This window comes from Streptomyces sp. NPDC050287 (assembly GCF_044459385.1).
In the GTDB taxonomy this organism is placed as follows: domain Bacteria; phylum Actinomycetota; class Actinomycetes; order Streptomycetales; family Streptomycetaceae; genus Streptomyces.
Genome location: NZ_JBITIY010000003.1, coordinates 1 through 18,528 on the forward strand (window position 1 = coordinate 1; position 18,528 = coordinate 18,528).

The 18,528-nt window shown below is 68.9% G+C and carries 11 protein-coding genes and 3 pseudogenes; 3 read left to right on the top strand and 11 right to left on the bottom strand.

Annotated features, from left to right (window positions below):
- The first annotated feature begins 329 nt into the window (after positions 1 to 329).
- Complete coding sequence (locus tag ACIBK3_RS10545; RefSeq protein WP_399364016.1) at positions 330 to 1,097, top strand: alpha/beta hydrolase; 768 nt, start codon at positions 330 to 332, stop codon at positions 1,095 to 1,097.
- Here ACIBK3_RS10545 and ACIBK3_RS10550 read toward each other — a convergent pair.
- From ACIBK3_RS10550 to ACIBK3_RS10560, 3 genes and pseudogenes are all read right to left on the bottom strand, one after another.
- Positions 1,081 to 2,139, bottom strand: a pseudogene (locus ACIBK3_RS10550) (IS5 family transposase). The gene ACIBK3_RS10545 and the pseudogene ACIBK3_RS10550 overlap by 17 nt on opposite strands.
- Before the next feature lie 1,021 nt (positions 2,140 to 3,160).
- A complete protein-coding gene (locus ACIBK3_RS10555; protein ID WP_399364018.1) occupies positions 3,161 to 4,318 on the bottom strand; it encodes a cellulose-binding domain-containing protein in 1,158 nt (385 codons plus the stop codon).
- A 230-nt stretch (positions 4,319 to 4,548) separates the two neighbouring features.
- The gene (locus ACIBK3_RS10560; RefSeq protein WP_399364020.1) at positions 4,549 to 5,421 is read right to left on the bottom strand and encodes an endo alpha-1,4 polygalactosaminidase; all 873 of its coding nucleotides are present in this window, start codon (positions 5,419 to 5,421) and stop codon (positions 4,549 to 4,551) included.
- Positions 5,422 to 5,556: 135 nt separating this feature from the next.
- Between ACIBK3_RS10560 and ACIBK3_RS10565 the strand changes: the two genes are divergently transcribed.
- Positions 5,557 to 5,949 carry a hypothetical protein gene (locus ACIBK3_RS10565; protein ID WP_399364022.1) on the top strand — a complete coding sequence of 131 codons (393 nt, stop codon included), beginning with the start codon at positions 5,557 to 5,559 and terminating at the stop codon, positions 5,947 to 5,949.
- A gap of 234 nt (positions 5,950 to 6,183) precedes the next feature.
- On the opposite strand, the pseudogene ACIBK3_RS10570 reads toward ACIBK3_RS10565, so the two are convergent.
- The 4 genes and pseudogenes from ACIBK3_RS10570 to ACIBK3_RS10585 all read right to left on the bottom strand — a co-directional run.
- Positions 6,184 to 6,870 (bottom strand): annotated as a pseudogene (locus ACIBK3_RS10570) (lytic polysaccharide monooxygenase); the annotation flags it as partial.
- A gap of 667 nt (positions 6,871 to 7,537) precedes the next feature.
- The gene (locus ACIBK3_RS10575) at positions 7,538 to 9,016 is read right to left on the bottom strand and encodes an endo-1,4-beta-xylanase (protein WP_399364024.1); all 1,479 of its coding nucleotides are present in this window, start codon (positions 9,014 to 9,016) and stop codon (positions 7,538 to 7,540) included.
- A 403-nt stretch (positions 9,017 to 9,419) separates the two neighbouring features.
- Complete coding sequence (locus ACIBK3_RS10580) at positions 9,420 to 10,607, bottom strand: cellulose binding domain-containing protein (RefSeq protein ID WP_399364026.1); 1,188 nt, start codon at positions 10,605 to 10,607, stop codon at positions 9,420 to 9,422.
- Positions 10,608 to 10,924: 317 nt separating this feature from the next.
- Entirely contained in the window at positions 10,925 to 12,052 is a 1,128-nt protein-coding gene (locus ACIBK3_RS10585; RefSeq protein WP_399364028.1) for a cellulose binding domain-containing protein, read from the bottom strand.
- Between the two features lie 417 nt (positions 12,053 to 12,469).
- On the opposite strand from ACIBK3_RS10585, the gene ACIBK3_RS10590 reads away from it, so the two are divergent.
- Positions 12,470 to 13,888: an ATP-binding protein gene (locus ACIBK3_RS10590; protein WP_399364030.1), complete on the top strand. Its 1,419-nt coding sequence runs from the start codon at positions 12,470 to 12,472 to the stop codon at positions 13,886 to 13,888.
- A 118-nt stretch (positions 13,889 to 14,006) separates the two neighbouring features.
- Here ACIBK3_RS10590 and ACIBK3_RS10595 read toward each other — a convergent pair whose 3' ends face one another.
- The 4 genes and pseudogenes from ACIBK3_RS10595 to ACIBK3_RS10610 all read right to left on the bottom strand — a co-directional run.
- A complete protein-coding gene (locus ACIBK3_RS10595) occupies positions 14,007 to 14,345 on the bottom strand; it encodes a hypothetical protein (protein WP_399364032.1) in 339 nt (112 codons plus the stop codon).
- Complete coding sequence (locus ACIBK3_RS10600) at positions 14,342 to 15,490, bottom strand: ricin-type beta-trefoil lectin domain protein (protein WP_399365522.1); 1,149 nt, start codon at positions 15,488 to 15,490, stop codon at positions 14,342 to 14,344. Before ACIBK3_RS10600 ends, ACIBK3_RS10595 begins: the two co-directional genes overlap by 4 nt.
- Before the next feature lie 254 nt (positions 15,491 to 15,744).
- Positions 15,745 to 17,697: an alpha-L-fucosidase gene (locus ACIBK3_RS10605; RefSeq protein WP_399364034.1), complete on the bottom strand. Its 1,953-nt coding sequence runs from the start codon at positions 17,695 to 17,697 to the stop codon at positions 15,745 to 15,747.
- 545 nt (positions 17,698 to 18,242) lie between these two features.
- Positions 18,243 to 18,498: pseudogene (locus tag ACIBK3_RS10610) on the bottom strand (nucleotidyl transferase AbiEii/AbiGii toxin family protein); the annotation flags it as partial.
- Between the last annotated feature and the right edge of the window lie 30 nt (positions 18,499 to 18,528).

Here is an 18,528-nt window from a genome sequence, read left to right on the forward strand (position 1 = left end):
TTGGCGGAGCGGTTCCTCGACAGCTCCACTCCACAACCGGAGGCCTTCGTCATCTCACAGAATCAGGCCGTGTCGCCGCACAGATTCGACCAACCTGCCTGGGCAGTACAACTAGGGCCTGTCTGGAGTCGTATCGACGTGGCGGGGAAAAGGGTTGAGGGGTGATCATCGGGCTGGTAGCTTTCAGTCGACCGTGACACCGCCCGAGGAGGTGAGACCCATGAACGCTGTATCAACGTGGGTGCTCCCCCTTCCCATCACGGCCGGCGATTGACGTAGGTGTCGCCGGGAGCGCCTCGACAACAAGGCACTCCCGAAAGGCAACACCTATGCACTCTCTGCAGTTCACCGCCGAGTCGTCGTCGAACGGCATGGTCGAACGCGACTTCATCGTGGGCGGCGTCCCCGGCGTTCTCTGGTCGCCGGTTTCCGGCGCAGCTGATCGCGCACCCCTGGTCCTGATGGCCCACGGCGGCGGCAACCACAAGAAGCATCCGGCGATGTCCGGCCGCGCCCGTCTCCTCGTGACCGGCTGTGGCTTGCACGTCGCCGTCATCGACGCGCCCGGTCACGGCGACCGGCCGCGCACGACGCACGACGAGGCGGAGATCGCCGAGCTGTTCCGGGCGCGGGCGGCGGGCGAGCCGGAAGGCCCGATCGTCGTGCGCTACAACGCACACCTGGCGGAGCTCGCCGTGCCTGAGTATCAGGCGACCCTGGACGCCCTCCAGGAACTCCCGGAGATCGGCACCGACGGGCCGGTCGGCTTCTGGGGCATCAACATGGGCACCGCGATCGGCATACCGTTCGTTGCGAACGAGCCCAGGATCACCGCCGCAGTCTTCGGCCAGCACTGGCCCGATGTCCTGGCCGAGAAGGCGAAGCAGATCACCATCCCGATCGAGTTCGACCTGCAGTGGGACGACGAGCACATCTCGCGCGAGGAGGGTCTCGCGCTGTTCGACGCCTTCGCTTCAAAGGAGAAGTCGTTGCACGTGAACTCGGGCAAGCACAAGGAGCTGCCCCGGTTCGAGGCCGACAGCGCGGTCCGGTTCTTCGCCCGGCACTTCGGCCGGCCGATCACCTCGCCGGCCTGACCTGCGCGGTCGCGGCGTCCGGCTTGCCAGCCGGGCGCCGCGACCGCGGCCCCGGGGTGAGGCTGCGTATCCAGATGATGGATCCGCGTAGTCGGAGCCCCGCCATGTAGCTCGCGGGCGTCTTGTCGTAGCGCGTGGCCAGGCCCCGCCATGCCCGAATCTTGTTGATGCAGCGTTCCACCGTGTTGCGCTCCTTGTACTGCTCAGCGTCATGTGACACCGGTCGACCGCCGTCCCTGCCTCGCTTCTTGCGATTCGCAGCCTGATCGGCCTTCTCCGGGATGACCGCCTTGATCCCGCGTCTGCGCAGGTAGGCGCGGTTCGCCCGCGAGGAGTACGCCTTATCGGCAGCTACCGCGTCCGGTCGGGCGCGCGGACGGCCCACCGGCCCGCGCACCTTGACCTTCTCCAATACCGCGACGAACCGGGGGGCTGTCGGCGGCCTGCCCAGGCGTGAGCACGAACGCCAGCGGGCGGCATCGCCGGTCTGCCGCGAGGTGGACCTTGCTGGTCAGCCCACCGCGCGAGCGGCCCAGCGCCGCCGCCTTGAGCCGGGCCCGGCGGCGCCGACGCAGCCGTCGGCGCTCGGCCCGCTCGGACTCAAAGGTCGGCGAGTCGACGGTCGCCGGGGCGGTTTGCCCGGTTTCCGTGGCCCCTTTTCCCGCGCCGCGGCCTCTTCCAGGGCCGCCAGGACCTCCGGTTCCACCACCATCCCAGCCGCGTCGTGATGGGCGCGGGCCACCGTGGAGTCCACGCTGACCAGAGACATGTCGGCCTGGCCGCGCCGCGCGGCCTCGGCGATCATCCCCTCCATCAGCGCCGCGAACATGCCGACGTCGCGCCACTGGGTGAAGCGGCCGTAGACCGTCTGCCAAGCCCCGAACTCCTCTCGCACCTCTCGCCATTGGCTGCCAGTGCGGAACCGCCTGATGACGCCCTCGAACTGCTCTCGCAGGCGCTGCGGGAAGGGGCCGTACCGCCCTATCGGCAGAAACGGCTCTATCAGTTCCCACTCGCCATCGCTCAGTTCACGTCGCGTCACCGCAGCGTTCTACCAGCTCGGCGCGACCCTCGGGCCCGAAAACAGACCGCATTGATCACGACTCCAGACAGGCCCTAGTTCACTGATCAGTTGGGCATCCCCAAGTTCGGCTGCCACCTCGAATGCAGCGTCAAAGCCGGAGGTGATCATTTGTGACCAAGCGGCTCGAGCCGAAGCAGCTGGGAACTGGAAGCGCACGGCGTCCAGCACTAGTAGTGCGGGCAGCAGCAACTTGAGGAATGTTTCACAGTTTTGAGGATTGGACGTTTGCGATGCCTGGGCGAATGCGCAGAGTGAGTCGCAGTTGGCCAACTGCACAAGCGATCCGTGGCTCTCATACCTCGGCGGGCGGAGGCGATGGCTCGCTCGGCCTCCAGGTAACGGCCCGTGTTCAGATACGTGACACCGAGGAGTGTTTGGCAGCACGCCAGTCTGGCCAGTGAGGGAACATCTACGCAGTTCTGCAGTGCAGCGGTAAGGGCCTTTTCCGCTTGCGCATAGCGGCCCATGCGCGCCTGCGGGTAGTAGCGAAGCTCGGCGACCGGTTTTAGGTCGTCGTACTCGTCGTCCCATCCCTCGGCCAGGCGCCGGGTGAGCGCCTTGATCCGGGTCCAGTGCGCCCTCGACGCCTCGGGGTGGTAGTCGAGACCGAGGAGGCCGCGCCACCGGGTGTGGAAAGTCTTGGCGGCCTCCATGACTGCCAAGGAGAGGTTCATCCGATTGAAGACGGGGCGGCTCGGGCCGGCCTCCGTGACGCGCTCGGGGTGAGCGAGCAACGTCAGCAACACGTCGAGCTGATCGATCGTGCGTGAGCCAGCCCGCTTCTTTGCATCGAGCTGGTTCTGAGTCCCGCCGACGAAGAACCGAGCCTGATCAATACGTCGATGCAGGACCCGCTACCACAGGCTGGGCAGGCGGCTTCGACGCCGTCGTGGGGAACCCGCCGTGGGACACCCATGCCACTGACCAGTGCGGACGACTTTTTCGGCACCCACAGGATCGAGGGAGGCCTACGCGGGGGTCAGCAGCCGATCGGCGAGGAGCCCAGGGCCACGTCGTCGAACCAGAGAGTGTCGTCTCCGGTGCCGTAACTTTCCCACCCCAGGCGCAGGCCGGTGGGGCGGGGAGGGGTCGTACGGGCGAGCCACTGCCCGTCGACGTTCTGGGTCGGCACCCCGTCCACGTGCAGTCCGGCGACCTCCCCGTCGTCGATCCACGTACGCATGGACTGGGCGGTGGTGTCGATCTGGAATCGCAGGCACAGCCACCGGCCGGTCGGCAGTGGTGTGCTGAGCGCGACCCCCGCCGGGCTCTGTTCCGGCAGCGTCGCGTCGTCGCTCTCGCGGTTCCACTGCAGCGCGCCGTTCTGCCCGCCGACGCGCAGCGCCTTGCCGCCCTGCGAGGCGTCCGGCATGGACACGAAGGTGACGTGGTTGGTGGGCAGGGCGGTGGTGTGCCGGACCCGCATGCGCACGTACACCACGGGCCCGACGGAGGACAGGTCGCGGGTGGAGGCGGCGAAGACGTGGTTGCAGTAGCCGGCACCGCCGTCGACGCGCAGTGACCTGGTGCCGCTGTAGGCGACGGACGGGTCGACGCTGACCTTCCCCGCGCCCTGGCAGTCGGGTGCCGTGGTCTGCCAGGCGCCCGAGGGCTCGGTACCGGTCTGGTCCTCGAAGTCGGAGCAGATCGTCGCCCCGGCACATCCGGCCGGCGCCGGGTCTGTCGGGGGCGTCGGCGGCGTGGGGGTCGCGGTTCCGCCGCACGGCGTGCCGTTGAGGGCAAAGGCGGCGGGAGCCGGGTCGGCGGTGCGCCAGGTGCCCTGGAGTCCGAAGTCCGCGGACGCGCCGGCGCCGAGCACGGCGTTGTACGCGACGTTCGCGGCGGTCACCGCGCTGCCGGACTGGGCGACCTGCGCGTTCCAGGCGGACGTGACCTGCTGGTCGCCGCCGTACGTCCACTCCAGTCGCCAGCTGTTCAGGGCGGCGCCGAGATTGGTGACGTGGATCTGGGCGGTGAAGCCGCCGGTCCACTCGTTGGTGGTGTAGGTGACCGCGCAGCCCGCCGCCCCGCCCTGCGCGCGCGCTGCGACGGCGGGAACGGCCACCGCCACCACGGTCATCACCAAAGCCCAGAGCGGCAGGCGGCGCCGGCACACGCGCAGTAAAGCCATGATCATGACAGCTCTCCTAGGAGGGTGGGAGCGCTCCCACTATGGGAGTGGCGACCTGCGCTGTCAATGCCGCCGCACCTCTGCGCCTGCTGAACATCCCAGCTGAGTTCCACGTCGCCGCCGGGTGCGGTGAGAGCGCCCAAGTAGGCGGTGCGCGGGGCGGCTTGCGCTATGTCGCATGCCTCGCGCGGGCCGCGGGCCGTCTCCAGCAGGGGCACCCGTGCGCGCAGCTCGCGTCAGTTGGTCGTGCGCACATAGCCCGGGTCGTCCGGCGTGGACACGTCCCGGTCCCGGCGCACGATGCTCAGCCGGTCGCCGTAGCCCGCGAGGGCTTCGCGCAGGCCGCTGTCCGTGTACTCGACGTCGACGACGTGGTTGTCGAAGGCCTTCGCGTACGCGTCGCACTCGTCGTACTGCCCGCACTCCTCCGTCACCGCGAAGTCGAGGCCGGTCCGCTTGCGCTGCCCGGCCAGATCAAGGGTGTTCTTCTGGCCGATGGCCAGATGGCGGGCGTGCGCGTGGGCCGACAGGAGGGTGATGAAGGCGGTGGCGTCCTGCGCGCTCAGCAGGTTGTCGGAGCGGGTGTAGCTGTCGTAGTTGTCCGGCTCGACCGCGTCGAAGCCCTTGGCGGCGCAGCCGTCGATCCACTGGTTGATCCGCTTCGCCACCCGGTCGCGCTTGACCGCCGTACCGATGTCGAGCAGGGCCTCGTTCCAGTCCTGGTCGATGACCACCTCGCCGTTGTTGTCCCGCAGGAGCAGATCGGCGGGCCATGTCTTCTCATCGCCGGGCTGGGCCTGGAAGGCGTTGACGTAACAGATGTTGTAGAGGCCCGGCGCGGGGGACGCCGTACGGTCACGGCTGACGACGCGGACTCCGCGCGGCGGTGGATAGGCACCCCCGATCTGGTAGTCGAAGCCGGCGTGCGGTGGTGGGAGCCCGACCGCGGTGGGAGCCGGCTTCCGCGAGGCGGACGCCTCCGACGGGCTGTGTCCCGGGGTCGCGTCCGAAGGGTCCTCCGTGTCGGCCTTGGTGCCGCAGCCGGCGACCGCCAGCAGGGCCACCACAGCGGCGGCCGCCCCGACACGGGCCACATGCATGACGGACATGTCCGCTCCATCCATCGCGAGTACTGCCCCGCCTCGGACGCTGCCGCGATCCGGACGACTCGGGCGGGACTTGGACCGTGCCCGCTACCGGCTGGGCGCACCCGTGACGTACCGGGGCAACGGCCCGGCACGCGCATGATCAAAGCGTCCGACGGCGGCCCGAGTCAAGGCGCCCGGTCACGCGGCCCACGGACCTCGGATGCCCGGTTCGCACCGACCCGGTGTCTTGCTGTTCACCTGTCGGCCGAGGGTTCGCTCAGGCAGGACGATGGCCGCTCCGGCGATGAACCGACCATCGACGCGATCAGCGCGCGGCTCGGGCTGGACCGCGAGACCGTACGCCGCTATGCCCGCGCCGGCACCGCCGAGTCGCTGACGCGCGAGCAGCGCAGCCGCTCCAGTGCGCTCACACTGGTGCCGATGGCCGACGTCGTGGGGCAGGAGTACACGGCCGAGATCGCGGCACACCGGGCATGGCTCGCCGCAGCCGTAGCCGTAGCCGCAGCCGCAGCCGCAGCGAGCGCGTGAAGCGAGGTGGAGTATCCGACGGTGGTGGGCGCTGTCTGCCGGATCGGCTCCCCACCGGCGGATGGCTGTCGAGTAGGTGTCCACGCCCACCTGGGCGCACAGGGCCGCGGGCGAACCGTGGTACTGCCAGACCTCCGTCTGGCCGAACCGGATGACCGGGGCCGCGCGGCGGGGCGACAACCCGCCGGGTGGTGCCCGGCGGGTCCGGAACGGCTCGTCATGCCACGATCAGTACGTCACCTCGCCGTTGCCGCCGTCGAAGACGATGTCGGAGCAGGAGTAGAAGTTCTCCTGGCTGTCCGAGCGGATCCAGTGGATGAACAGCTCATGCTGACCAGTCTTGCCGCTCGGCAGTGTGAGGTCCCAGTGGTAGTTGCCTCCGTCCGAGCCGGCACTGCCGGACTGCGGCGGGTTGGTGACGGACTTGATGAGCGTGAGGTCGTCCCAGGCCAGGAGCTTGGTCGGGGACCAGCCGTCGTTGGTGATGTAGACGTTGAACGTGCCCGGGTGGGCCGCCCAGTTGCTGTACTGCACCTGGATGGTCGAGCCCGCGGTCAGGTGCGTCTTGGGCCAGTCGGTGCGGGCCGCGTTGTACGAGGAGAAGTTGAACGGACCGGTGTGGCCGCCGCTGCAGATCTCCCCGTCCGGGATGAAGCCCTTGGTCCGCCCGCCGCCGTTGGACTCCAGGACGGCGAACCAGTTGTACAGCGGCGTGGTGCCGGTCGCCTTGACCGCGTCGGCGCAGGCCGGGTTGGCCGGCATCTGGGTGCTGCTGTGGGCGACCAGGTCCTTGTAACACAGGTAGGTGCGCGAGCCCGGCATCATGGCGACGCCGTGGGCCGATGCGGGGGACGGCAGCGAGCTCAGGACGAGAGCGAGCAGCGCCGCTCCCAGCAGGCCGAGTAAGCGAGGGGCGGGCATCGGCGACCTGCGCCGACTGGTGCGTGGAATCCTCATGTGGGGGGTCTCCTCTGGGGTCATCCGACCGCGGCGGGGACGACAGGCACCGGGCAAGCGCCGGTCAGGCACCGGTCGGACATCGGACCGGTGACATCCGGCAGGACCGGAAGCGGCCCGTCCGCGGGTGGTGCGACCGTGCGTGGCAGGCTCTCGTCGTCGGCGCACAGCGGTCTGGTGGGCGACCGGAGCTGTGCGCTGGGAGCGCTCCCATCCTCTGGTATAGCGCTAACTGGTTGTGCCGTAAACACCCTCCGGGGTGGCCACCCGGACGGTCGGCTCAGACGCACGTGTGGCGGGACTCTGTCCCGTCCCGGCCGCCCTCGGGACACGAGCCCCGACGCCTCCGTCTCCGGCCGGGCGGCGGCCTCTCCTGGGGGACGTCCGCCAACTCACCGCCCGAGGGCTACCGCTACCGCCACCCGGCCGGCCCCCGCGGCCGTCGGCGGCGGCCCGTGGTCATCTGCGGGGCATCGCTGCGAACCGGTCGGCGGAGAGTCCTGCCCCTTCGTGAGCCGGCCCCTGACCACCGTGCCGTCACCATCGTCCCCAAGCCCCTGCGACGTGCTGCCCCCCGTCGAACTGCGCGGTTCGACGGGGGGCAGCACGTCCACTCACGTCAAGGGCCGAATCAGCCCAGGGTCCATTGCTGGTTGGTCTGCCCGTTGCAGGTCCACAGTTCGACCGACGCGCTGTCGGCGGTGGAGGCGCCGGTGACGTCCAGACAGAGCCCGGACTGCACGCCGGTGACGGTGCCGTTCGCGTTGAGCTTCCACTGCTGGTTCGCCCCGCCGGTGCACGGCCAGATGTCCACCTTGGTCCCGGGCGCTGTCTGGTTGTTGTAGGCGTCCAGGCACATCTGGCTGTTGCCGCTGTAGACGGTCAACTGGTTGGTGGAGGTGTGCGTCCAGACCTGGTTGGATCCGCCCCAGCAGCTGTAGATCTGCAGCTGGGTGCCCGCCGTGGTGGATGTGTTGGGGACGTCCAGGCACTTGCCGGCCCCCACCGCGTGCAGCTCGCCGCTGGTGCCGGTGCCGCCGCCGGTGCTGGAGCCGCCGAGGGCGGAGAGAGCCGAGTAGTAGGCGGGCTTGGGCTGGTAGTTGCCGTCATACAGGGTGGCGGCGCCGTAGCCGGGGAAGGTGCCGGGGATCCAGGAGTGCCCGTCGTCCACGCCCCACTGGCTCACGCCCACGCAGCGGGAGACGGCCAGACAGTCCCGGACCACGGTGCTGAAGTCGGTGGCCTGCTGCTGCAGGTTGCTGCTGGTGGCGGGGAGATGGATGCGGTCGTCCAGTTCGGTCACGGCCACGTCCAGGCCCAGGTTTGCGAACCGCTGCATGTTGGCCTGCAGGTCCGAAGGCACCTGACCGAGGATGAAGTGGCTTTCGAAGCCGATGCCGCCGAGCGGCACTCCCTGGGCGAGCAGGGACTGGGCGAGGTTGTACAACGCGTTGCTCTTCGCGTTCACACCCTCGATGTTGTAGTCGTTGATGTACAGCTTCGCGGCCGGGTCGGCGGCGTGCGCGGTGCGCAGCGCGTCGGCGAAGTAGCCGGAACCCATGGCCCGGTAGAACACATCCTGGACGAAGGAGCCGTCCTCGTTGAAGGGTTCGTTGACCACATCCCAGGCGTAGACCTTGCCCGCGTAGTGGCTGGCCTCCGTGGTGATGTGCGCCTCCATGGCGGACTTCACCTGGTTCAACGGCAGGTTGGAGACCCAGGAGGGCAGCTGGTTCTGCCAGACCAGGTTGTGACCGCGGACCCGCATGCCGTGCGCCTGGGCGAACTGCACGATCTGGTCGCCGGGCCCGAAGTTGTAGGACCCGTTGGACGGCTCGGTGGTGTCCCACTTCATCTCGTTGCCCGGAGTCACCATGTCGAACTGTGCCCCGGCGACCGCCACCTCGCCGCTGATGCCGAGATCGCCGTCGGTCAGTGCGGTGCCGAAGTACCGGCCGTCCGCCTCCGCCGCGGCCTTCAACGTGCTGCCTGCCGCCATGGCAGGTGCGGGGGTGAGCGCGATCAGCGCGCCGACCGCGACCGCCAGTGCCGCGGCGGCCGCGGCAGCCCAGGCATGGCGTAATGCGGTCAGGTTTCTGCCGTGAGGCATGTTCGACCTCCAGTGGTCGTTACGGGCAGGCCGCCGCGCCCCGCAATGCTGCTCGGCGGGTCATGGGCACGAGTGGAGGACGGCGCGGACGGCCGCCGATTCGACGAGCGGGAGCGGCCGCGGCAGCCGTCCGGCGACGGCTCTCGGGGACGTGCTGCTGAAAGCTAGGTAACTCGGATCCCGAACGGACCGTCAATAGACGGTGGAAAGTTTCGGGATACTTTCGGAAACTCAGGAGGCCGGTGAAGGGCGAGCCACCCACGGCGCCGGGCGACAGCGGACGTCGGCGCTCAGGGGGAGCTTGCTGGTGAAGCCGCTGCGCGAACGACCCAGGCCGTCACCTCATGCACCACCTCCACCAGGCGGGAGAGCGCTGGGTCCTGACGCCTGGGCGCTCCTGCGGTCAGGACGCGGTGCAGGAGAGGGTCCCGAGGTTTCGGTCGTCGCCGTTGAGCGTCATCCCCCAGGTAGTCGACGCGCCCGGCGCCAGGGAGCCGTTGTAGGAGGTGTTGTGAACGGTGATGGCGGGGCGGGACGGATCCACCACCGCGTTCCAGCGGTTCGCCACGGTCACACCGCCCGGCAGGGTGTGGTGCACCGACCAGGCGGTGACCGGCTCGGACCCGGTGTCGGTGACCGTGACGTCGGCCTGGTAGCCGCCCTGCCATGAGCTGGTCAGCTTCCATTCCGCCGTGCAGGCGGCGCTCGGCGGGGGAGTGGGCGGCGGTGTCTCTCCAGAGCTGTCGGTGGTGTAGGCGACGGTGGTGTAGTCCTGTGAGCAGCCTCCTGCGCAGCCCGACGGCAGGGAGAACGAGTACGTACGGCCGCCGCCCAGCCAGGCGTCGGCGGCGTCGCGGATGCGTATGGTGAAGCTGCTTTGGCCGGGGGCCGTCGCGCCGATGACGTACGACTGCCCCATGTCGCTGTTCATTCCGGCGTCGGTCCAGGCGCCGTTCGCCAGGTACTGGACGCCGTGGATGCCGCTCGGCAGGTGGGAGACGGCGATGGCGGGCCAGTACCGCTGAGCTCCCTTGAGGAAGCCGATACGGATGTCGCCGCTGTAGTCCGGGGCTGGGACGAAGCTCCAGGAGACGTGACGGTTGTTCCAGTGGTCCGGGTACATCGTCCCCACTTCGGTGCTGCCGATTTGGAAGCGGTTGAGTGAACCGGTTGCCAGATCGAGGTGGTTGGGGTCGTCACGGCACCAGGCGTTGGAGTCGGCGCAGCTGTCCGCGACGAGCATCGTCAGGGTGGCCCCGTTGTACTTGTCGGCCACCCAGGAGCCGTTGCGGCAGAAGGGCCGGCCCGGGGCGCCGTCGTTGGTGCCGGTGCAGTAGTCGCCCATGGTGACCTTGACCCAGCGGCCGCAGTTGCGGCCGTTGTCGAAGACACCCTTGACCGATGCGGTCGAGTCCGGCACCGGGCGGGGGTAGGCGTTCGAGTAATCGCCGGGTGTGTTGAACACGTTGAGCGCCACGAAGTCCTGGCTGTCCAGTTCGCTCTGCGGCAGACCGCAGCCGCCGTAGGGGCTGCCGAGCCCGTCGAAGTGCGTCGCGTTGCCCAGGACCTCCGTGGCGGCGGCATTCGCCACAGGGGGCCGGGTCGCCGCGCCCAGGACGGGTAACGCGGCGCAGCAGAGCACTGCCAGCAACGTGGCGGTGCGCCTTCGGGCGGGGGAACGGGGGGTCGAAAGAAGCTGCATGGGAGGGATCCGTCTTCTTCGTCAGCGGGAGGTGTGCTGCTCGGCGGTGCGCGCGGTGCGGCTCGGTCATGCCCTGGGCGGCGTCCGCGACGAGGCCGGACGAGGTGGGGGTGCGCTGCCGGTCGGCCCGGCACGCCGTGACGTGAGGTGCGCGCCCTGCGGGAGTTGGGCCTCCACACCTGGCATGCGCTGCCGCACAAGGTGTGTCATGCGGTGGTGCAGGCGGTCCCGTTGAGGCTGAAGGCTGTGGGTTTGGCGAAATTGCCGCCGTACGTTCCCTGGAAGCCGAAGGAGACCTTGCCGCCGGCCGGGATCTGCGCGTCATAGGCGACACTGCTTGCGGTGACGGCGCCGGACGACCTGGCGAGGTCGGCGTTCCAGGCGCTGGTGATCTGCTGCCCGGCCGGCAGTGTGAACGCCAGTTTCCAGCCGTTGATCGAAGAGGAACCGGTGTTGGTGACGGTGACGTCGGCGGTGAAGCCGCCCTGCCAGACGTTCGTCCCGTACGCCACGGCGCAAGCCGTGGAACCTCCGGAGCCACCGGGAGCACCGCCGGTGTTGATCGCGGAGGAGAACGCGGTCACGGCGAGGCCGGTGCCGTTCTGCCAGGGTTCGAAGCCGGCCTGAATGCTGGTCAGGTACCAGTCGTTCTGGGCCAGCCCCCGTGAGACGGCCTGGCGGACGAAATCCATGACGTCGAAGCTCCAACTGGAGATCGCCGACGGCGCGACGAAGGTCAGGACGTCGTTGGAGCCGTTGTTGCCGGACCATGCCTGCCACTGGCGCCCGGCGACGGTGGTCGTACCGCCCTGCGAGCCGACGGGCTGAACGGGACCCACCTTGTTGAACCAGATCATGATTTCGGTCCGGTTGACGCCGTCGGTGCGGGCCGTGGGGTCGAGCCAGATGTCGTACGCGGCGTCGTACACCGCGTCGTTCACGTAGCTGTAGGAGATGCCGGTCGGCGCGCTGGATATGCCGCTGAGCCGCGCCGGGAGACCGGTGCCCGGGGAGCAGTTGGTGTAGTGACAGCCGTTGAAGACGGAGGGGTAGGACTTCGGGGCGCCGTTCGTGGGAACCGAGCCGTCGGCCTGTGTGATCTTGAAACCGGAGTCGGTGGCGGTGATGCACTGGGTCGTGCTGCTGCCCCAGCGGTTGTTCTGGACGACGTAGCGGCCCTGGATCGTGGTCGTCCCGAGCGGTTCACAGAGCGTGGTGTCGGCCTGGGCCGCCGGGGCGGTGCTCAGCAGCGCCGCCAGGGTGGCGAGCGAAGCGAGAAGTATGCCTAACAGACTGCGTGCTGTGCGGTGGACAGGGTGCCGTGACGTTCGCATGCGAGTCCCTTTCGGAGGAGTGGGGGGCGATCAGGGGAACGCTTCTCCCGTATGGGAGCGCTCCCATGGCCTCCGTTTCGGAGGGACTGTAGGGGAGGGGCATGGCCCTGACAAGATTGCGGGACGCGATCCCGCTGAATTTCCTTCGAAGGATCAGCTCCCGAGCTGACAGGCGCCCGCACCGAACCGATGGCCGCCGAATCCAAGGAGCGCTCCCGGGCTTTGTGCGGCGCGGCGGACCGCCGCGGCTGCGCCGATGCCCGCCGCGCTCGGTCCGCGTCAACGGCGCTCGGTGTCGTCCTCGGAACGCAGGTCCATGGCCCGCGCTCGTGAGCGACGGCTGGCGCTGGCGAGGATACTTACTAACCTCTACGTTAGTAACGTTGTCGTTAGTGTCATGCGTGGAGGTCGGCGGGCATGGTGGACTTTGTAGGTCGTCGGCAGGAGCTGGCGACATTGGAGCGGGAGCTGCAGAAAGTGGCGGCAGCGGTTGGCGGGGAGCGGCCCGGTCGGTGCGTGATGTTGCGTGGGCGGCGACGGGTGGGCAAGTCGCGACTGGTCGAGCGGTTTGCGGAGCGCTCCGGAGCCCCGTTCTTGTTCTACGCGGCGACCGGTGCGTCCCCCAGGGATGATCTGGCACGGTTGGCCCGGGACGCCCAAGCATCGACGCTGCCGCTGGCGGGGCTGGTGGCCGCCGCGCGGCCGGAGAGCTGGGACGCCGCGTTCGATGTGCTGGCTGCGGCGCTGCCCGCTGACCGGGCGAGCGTGCTGGTCATCGACGAGGTGCCGTATCTGATGGACGTAGAGGGCGCCTTTGAGGGGATGCTGCAACGGGCCTGGGACCGGGGGCTGGAGACCAAGCCGGTGCTGCTGGTCCTCATCGGCTCCGATCTGTCGATGATGGAGGCTCTGAACGGCTATGGACGCCCTTTCCATCAGCGCGGCCGGGAGATGGTGCTGGGGCCGCTGAACCCCGCCGAGGTGGGCAGGATGCTCGGGCTGGACCCGGCGGAAGCCTTCGACGCCACGCTGGTCACCGGCGGGCTGCCGCTGATCTGCGCGGAGTGGCAGCGGGACGCAGGGCTGTGGGACTTCCTCGGCGAGGCGCTGAGTGACCCGGTCTCGGCCCTGCTGGTGTCGGCCGAACGCTCGCTGGCTGCCGAATTCCCTCCGCAGGCTCAGGCGCGTAGGGTGCTGGCGGCCATCGGCAGTGGCGAGCGGACCTTCACCAACATCGCCCGTGCAGCCGGCGGGATAGGAGCCACGCCCCTGCAGCGAGCGCTGGAGCTGCTTACGGACAAGCGGATCGTCGCTGCGGAGCTGCCCGTATCGCTGCGTCCGTCGAAGGATCGCCGCTACCGGGTGACAGATCCCTACCTGCGGTTTTGGCTGCACCTGCTCGGCCCGTCCATGGAGGAGATCGAGCGGGGGCGGGGCGATCTGACCTTGGCACGTATCCGGGAGAACTGGACCAGCTGGCGCGGCCGGGCCGTCGAGCCCCTGGTCCGCGAGGCCCTGGCGCGAGTACTGCCGGACGACAGGCTGCCTGCGGCCCCCGCAGTGGGCGGCTACTGGACGCGTACCAACGACGTCGAGATCGATGTCGTCGGTGCGGACCGCGCCCCCATTGCCAAGGAGTTGCTCTTCGTGGGCTCCATCAAGTGGCTGGAGCAGTCACCCTTCGACCGGCACGACCTGGCAGCTCTCCATCGGCACCGGGCCGCCCTCACCGGCGAACCCGTTCCGGTCGTGGTGGTCTCGCGCAGCGGCGTCGACTGTCCGGGCCTGGATGCCGCCTATGGCCCCGGCGATTTGCTGACCGCCTGGCCGCTGTGAGTGGTGGACTGCGGGCGCGGTGAGGAAGTTGTGCCTGTCCGGCAGGCTCCGCCGGTGCCCACTATCGCGACCAGTCACAGGCGTACGCCGATAGCCCATGCCGCGTTGTTGGTGGTCGTCAGCCGTACAGCCACTGCTCCCAGGCTTTGCGGCCGGTCAAGGCGGTGGCGGGGATGCCCAGTTCGGTCAACGCGCCGGGGTACACGCGCTCGTAGGCCATGTTGTAGGCGCTGGCGAGGGCGGCGTCGCCGAGCAGCCACGGCGCGGGGGCGTGGTCGAGGTCGAGCGCGGCGAAGGCGCCTTCGTAGTGGATGCGGCCGTGGAGGAGGCCGCGCTCGAGCAGGGTGTGCCAGCCGCGCCCGATGCGCCCGACCCCGGTCATGCCCTTGGCGGTGTCGATGACGGAAGCGACGTAGAACCGGCGGGGCGGGATGCTGGCATAGAGCTTCGCGATCATCCAGGGCAGGCCCAAGATCCGAAAGAGGTGTGTGCGATCGGCGCCGCCCATGGAGACGTTGTAGAGCGGTCCGGCCGGTCCGTTGATGACGCTGAGGGAGATTGCGGGTTCCTCGGCAAGGTGGTGGCGGTGGTGGTGTTGATGTCGTTGATGCCCTCCAGCAGGATGACGTCCTTCACGCCCGGCTGGGTCAGGACGTCGTGGGAGAACCGGGTGACGGCCGCGATGCCCTGCTGCGCGGACGGGCTGTCGGTGACCACGCGGTTGCCGCCGATGCCCGCATCGGCCACGCCGAGGCGCTGACCGCCGGACTCGGCCTGCAGCCTTCGGGCGAGGTAGTCGAGCCAGCGCTGGTTGGCGTTGTCGGTGGCGCTGGAGCCGTCGGTGATGGAGTCGCCGATGGCCACGACGGTTCCCTTGGCCGTGGGTGACACGACGTCGAGTCCGGCGACGTAGAACCAGCGGGCCGTGGTGGCGGTGAAGTTCGTCGCGGCCTCCTCGGCGGCGTGGTTGCCGGTGCCCGCGGCGGACAGGTACGAGGTCTGGTGGGCGTCGTTGTGGTAGGTGGAGGCGCCGGTGGTGCCCGGGAGGTAGACGCTCACCAGCAGGTTCTGCTCCGCGACGACCGGCATCGGGATGACGTCGCTGGTCAGTTCCTGCCCCGCGGGGATGGTCGGCGTGGCCGAACGGCCGAAGGTGACGGTGTGTGTGGTGCCCGCGACCGCGGTGGCGCCGCTGGACTGGACCGCCACCGTGACGGCACCGACCGAGAGGGCGGTCGTGCTGCGCAGGTTGGACAGCCGGATGCGCAGCCCCGCGCCGGAGGTGTTGTTGTGGATGACCATCCGGATGGCCTGCGCGTTGAAGGTCTGGCCGCCGCTGACCATGGCCGGGCCCCAGGTCGCCGAGCGCGGGCGCTCGGTCAGGCTCCACTGCTGGTTGGTCGTGTTCTTGCAGGTCCACTGGATGATCGCGTGGTCCTCCGCGGTGGAGTTGTCGGAGACGTCCAGGCACAGGCCGCTGCGGGCGGAGACGATCGCCGAACCGTTGAAGGTCCAGTTCTGGTTGCTGGCGCCGGTGCAGGGCCACTGGATGATCGGGGCACCCGCGTTCACGGAGCCGCTCTGGACGTCCAGGTGGCGGATGCCGTGGCCGTGAGTTTGGCGGCGAGTCTTCGGGAGGTGTGCATGCGCGGCCCTTCGTTGCTGGGTGTGGACGTGCGCGTCTTCTTCGTGGAGACGTGCGGGTCGAGGGGGCTGGGGCGCTCAGGAGGTGACGCTCCGCAGCGTGAACTGCTGGTTGAGCCGGCTTCCGCAGGTCTACTGGACCGGCGCGGCCCCGTTGGCGGCCCAGGAGACCCCTCGCAACAGGCCGAGGAGGCGCGGGCCGGAGGGCAGGATCAGGAGGGGATGATCTGCCACTGTTGCTCGGTCCGCGACGCGTACGGCTGCTGCTCGATGTTGGCTCCGTCGGCGGTGCTGCCCTCGTCGACGGCGAGGCAGAGCCCGCTGTAGCGGTTGATGAGGAAGTAGTAGCCGTCACCGGTGGGTGTGACGGCCCAGTGCTGCTGGGGGGCACTGGCGTCCGACCAGATGCCGACGTTGCCGCCGTCGGCGCGGGAGAGACCCGCGACCTCCATGAGCTTGCCGCTGCCCACACCTTTGATCTTGTAGTAGCCGTCGCCGGTGTTGGTGAAGATCCACTTCTGGTTCGTCCGGTTGAGCCAGGGCCACTGATGCACGTTGCTGTTGTTCGCGGTGGCCCAGCCCTCCACGTCGGCGACCTTGCCGCTGTGCCGGGCGACCAGCCGGTAGACGGTGCCGTCGCCGGGCAGCGTGGTGGACAGCAGTGCCGGTTTGGCCGTCCGGCCGCCGATCCTCACGCCGCCCATGTTGGCGTAGCCGCCGGTGGCCGCGTTGGCCCGGATCCGTACGAAGCCCACGTTCCGGGCGGGCCATTCGGCCACCTTGGTGGCGCGGTCGCCGGCCCAGCTGCCGGTGGCGACCTGGGTGAAGTTCGTGCCGTCGGTGCTGGTGGAGATGGTGTACGAGGTGATGTCGCCGTCGGTCGAGTTGTTGCGGTTCCACTGTTTGGGCAGGTACTCCAGGGTGGAGACGTTGCTCCACACCCCGCCCAGATCGATCGTGATCGAGTGGGGCAGGGCCGTGGACAGCCCCCAGGTCGACCAGCAGGTCTCGTAGCCCTTGTCACTCAGCCCGTCGATGACGTTGAGCGGGCCCTCACCCGCACGGAACGCGGTCGCGTAGGCGCTGACGGGTGTCACGGGGTGCTCGGCGCGCAGGACTTGCGTGGGCAGTGGGGGCCTGGAGCTGTCGGGGCTCCAGGCCGCCCCGACTTCGGCGAGCCGATTGACGATGTTGGTGTCCAGCCTGCCGTTGCGGTTGGGAGGGCAGTTGAGGATGAACGAGGTGTACTTGGGCTCCAGATCCGCCAGGTGGGACAGGATCGAGTCCTTGCTCATCAGGCCCTCGGTGGGCGTGGACGGATGCCAGAACCACCCGTTGCTGATCGTCTGTCCCTGCGTGGCGGCGTAGGTGTTGCCGGTCGGCGCCGAGACGCCCAGCGGCTCCTCGAAGTAGATCGCGTCGCCGAGGAACGGCACGGACAGTGCGCCGTGGTCGATCATGACGATGTCCGGCTGGAGGGACTTCACGTGCTCGCGGATGCGCTGGTAGGAGACGGCCTGCTGGCCCATCTGCCATGCGTAGCCGTCGGTGACGAACATGTCGATGGTGCCGTAGTTGGTGAGCAGTTCGGTGATCTGACCGAGTATGAACGTCATGTCGCCGGGCTGGATGGCGTCCGTGATCTCGAGCCCGGACACCTTGTGCCGGCTCTCCCACGCCTCGACGCCGTAGGTGCGGTCCCAGATCGAGTAGTAGAACCCGACCCTGAGCCCCTTCGCCCGGAAGGCGTCGCAGTACGCCTTCACCACGTCCTGCTTGTAGGAGCTGTTCGCGACGTTCTGGGTGCCGTAGGCGCTCGGCCACAGGGCGAAGCCGTCATGGTGCTTGGTCGTCAGGATGCCGTAGCTCATCTTCGCCGCCGCCGCGGCGGCGGCCCACTGGGCACAGTCGACGGCCGTGGGGGCGAACAGTGCGGGGTTCTGGTTGGGGGCGGCCCACTCCTCGTTGGTGAATGTGCCCAGGCTGAAGTGGTTGAACATGCCGAACCGCATGTTCACCAAGTTGCTGAGATTGGTCTGGGGGGTCGCCGCGGACGCCTGCGGCAGAAGGCCGGAGTAGCCGGGGACGATCGGCAGGGCGGTCGCGGCGGTCGCCGCACCCGCCGCACCGAGAAACGTACGGCGAGTCATCCTTGATGGGGACATGGCCCACTCCCGTGATCGATGTGCGGGCTGGCCCGCCAGGTGAACTGAACCCCTTGAGTGAGGCGCCCGGCACAAGCGTTACGGCGCGCTGGGCAGCAGGTCTTCCGTTCGATACCGGGCCCCGGACGCGACGGCGAAGCCCGCAGTGAGTGACCGCCATGCCGACGAGCGCCCCGTCGGCGGGTGATCGGCTCTGACAAGGTCCTCTCCTGGCAGTTCGCAGGACAGCACACGCTGCCATGACAGGCTTGAACACTACGCGTGTTCAGCGGAGCGACATTGGATGTATTAACAGGCACCAGTCGGCGATCTGTCTAGGGCCTCGACGGAAGTTGCCAGATCAGCCCGATATCGCAGCTGACAGACGCGTTCGAGTGCCGCGTAGAGTGACTCGATTCATTGGATGTGCCTGCCTTGACAGGTCAAGTGAAGAGGATGGCTGGGCTCTGCGGAGGCCGACCCCGGCCGTGCCACCGAGATCCCGCGCCTCGGCAGGAGCGGGCGTTCCGCCGCCGACCGCGCACAGGGCATCGACGACTTGCGCCGGACACGGTGAAGCGGGCGGACAGCGGGGCGGCCTCCGGCGTGTGCACCTTCCAGCCGCGGGCTTCCAGGCCGGCGCGGAGCGTGGCAGCGATGTCGGCCATGGGCGCCGGGTTCTCGGTGGCGACGTCAAGGTCCTGGCTGGGGCGGTTCACAAGGCGGTGCGCCCGCACGGCGTATCCACCGGTGGAGAACCAGTGGATACGGGGAACCGAGCGCGATTACATCCGCCAGGAGCCGCGTGTGCAGCTCCGGCATGTCCGTCACGCGGCTGCCCGGGTGCGTGAG

Coding starts and splice junctions, on each gene's coding strand:
- ACIBK3_RS10575 (WP_399364024.1), bottom strand. CDS start 9,016: ATGCCTCACGGCAGAAACCTGACCGCATTACGCCATGCCTGGGCTGCC.
- ACIBK3_RS10585 (WP_399364028.1), bottom strand. CDS start 12,052: ATGCGAACGTCACGGCACCCTGTCCACCGCACAGCACGCAGTCTGTTA.
- ACIBK3_RS10595 (WP_399364032.1), bottom strand. CDS start 14,345: ATGATCGCGAAGCTCTATGCCAGCATCCCGCCCCGCCGGTTCTACGTC.
- ACIBK3_RS10560 (WP_399364020.1), bottom strand. CDS start 5,421: ATGTCCGTCATGCATGTGGCCCGTGTCGGGGCGGCCGCCGCTGTGGTG.
- ACIBK3_RS10565 (WP_399364022.1), top strand. CDS start 5,557: ATGATCAAAGCGTCCGACGGCGGCCCGAGTCAAGGCGCCCGGTCACGC.
- ACIBK3_RS10555 (WP_399364018.1), bottom strand. CDS start 4,318: ATGATCATGGCTTTACTGCGCGTGTGCCGGCGCCGCCTGCCGCTCTGG.
- ACIBK3_RS10590 (WP_399364030.1), top strand. CDS start 12,470: ATGGTGGACTTTGTAGGTCGTCGGCAGGAGCTGGCGACATTGGAGCGG.
- ACIBK3_RS10545 (WP_399364016.1), top strand. CDS start 330: ATGCACTCTCTGCAGTTCACCGCCGAGTCGTCGTCGAACGGCATGGTC.
- ACIBK3_RS10605 (WP_399364034.1), bottom strand. CDS start 17,697: ATGTCCCCATCAAGGATGACTCGCCGTACGTTTCTCGGTGCGGCGGGT.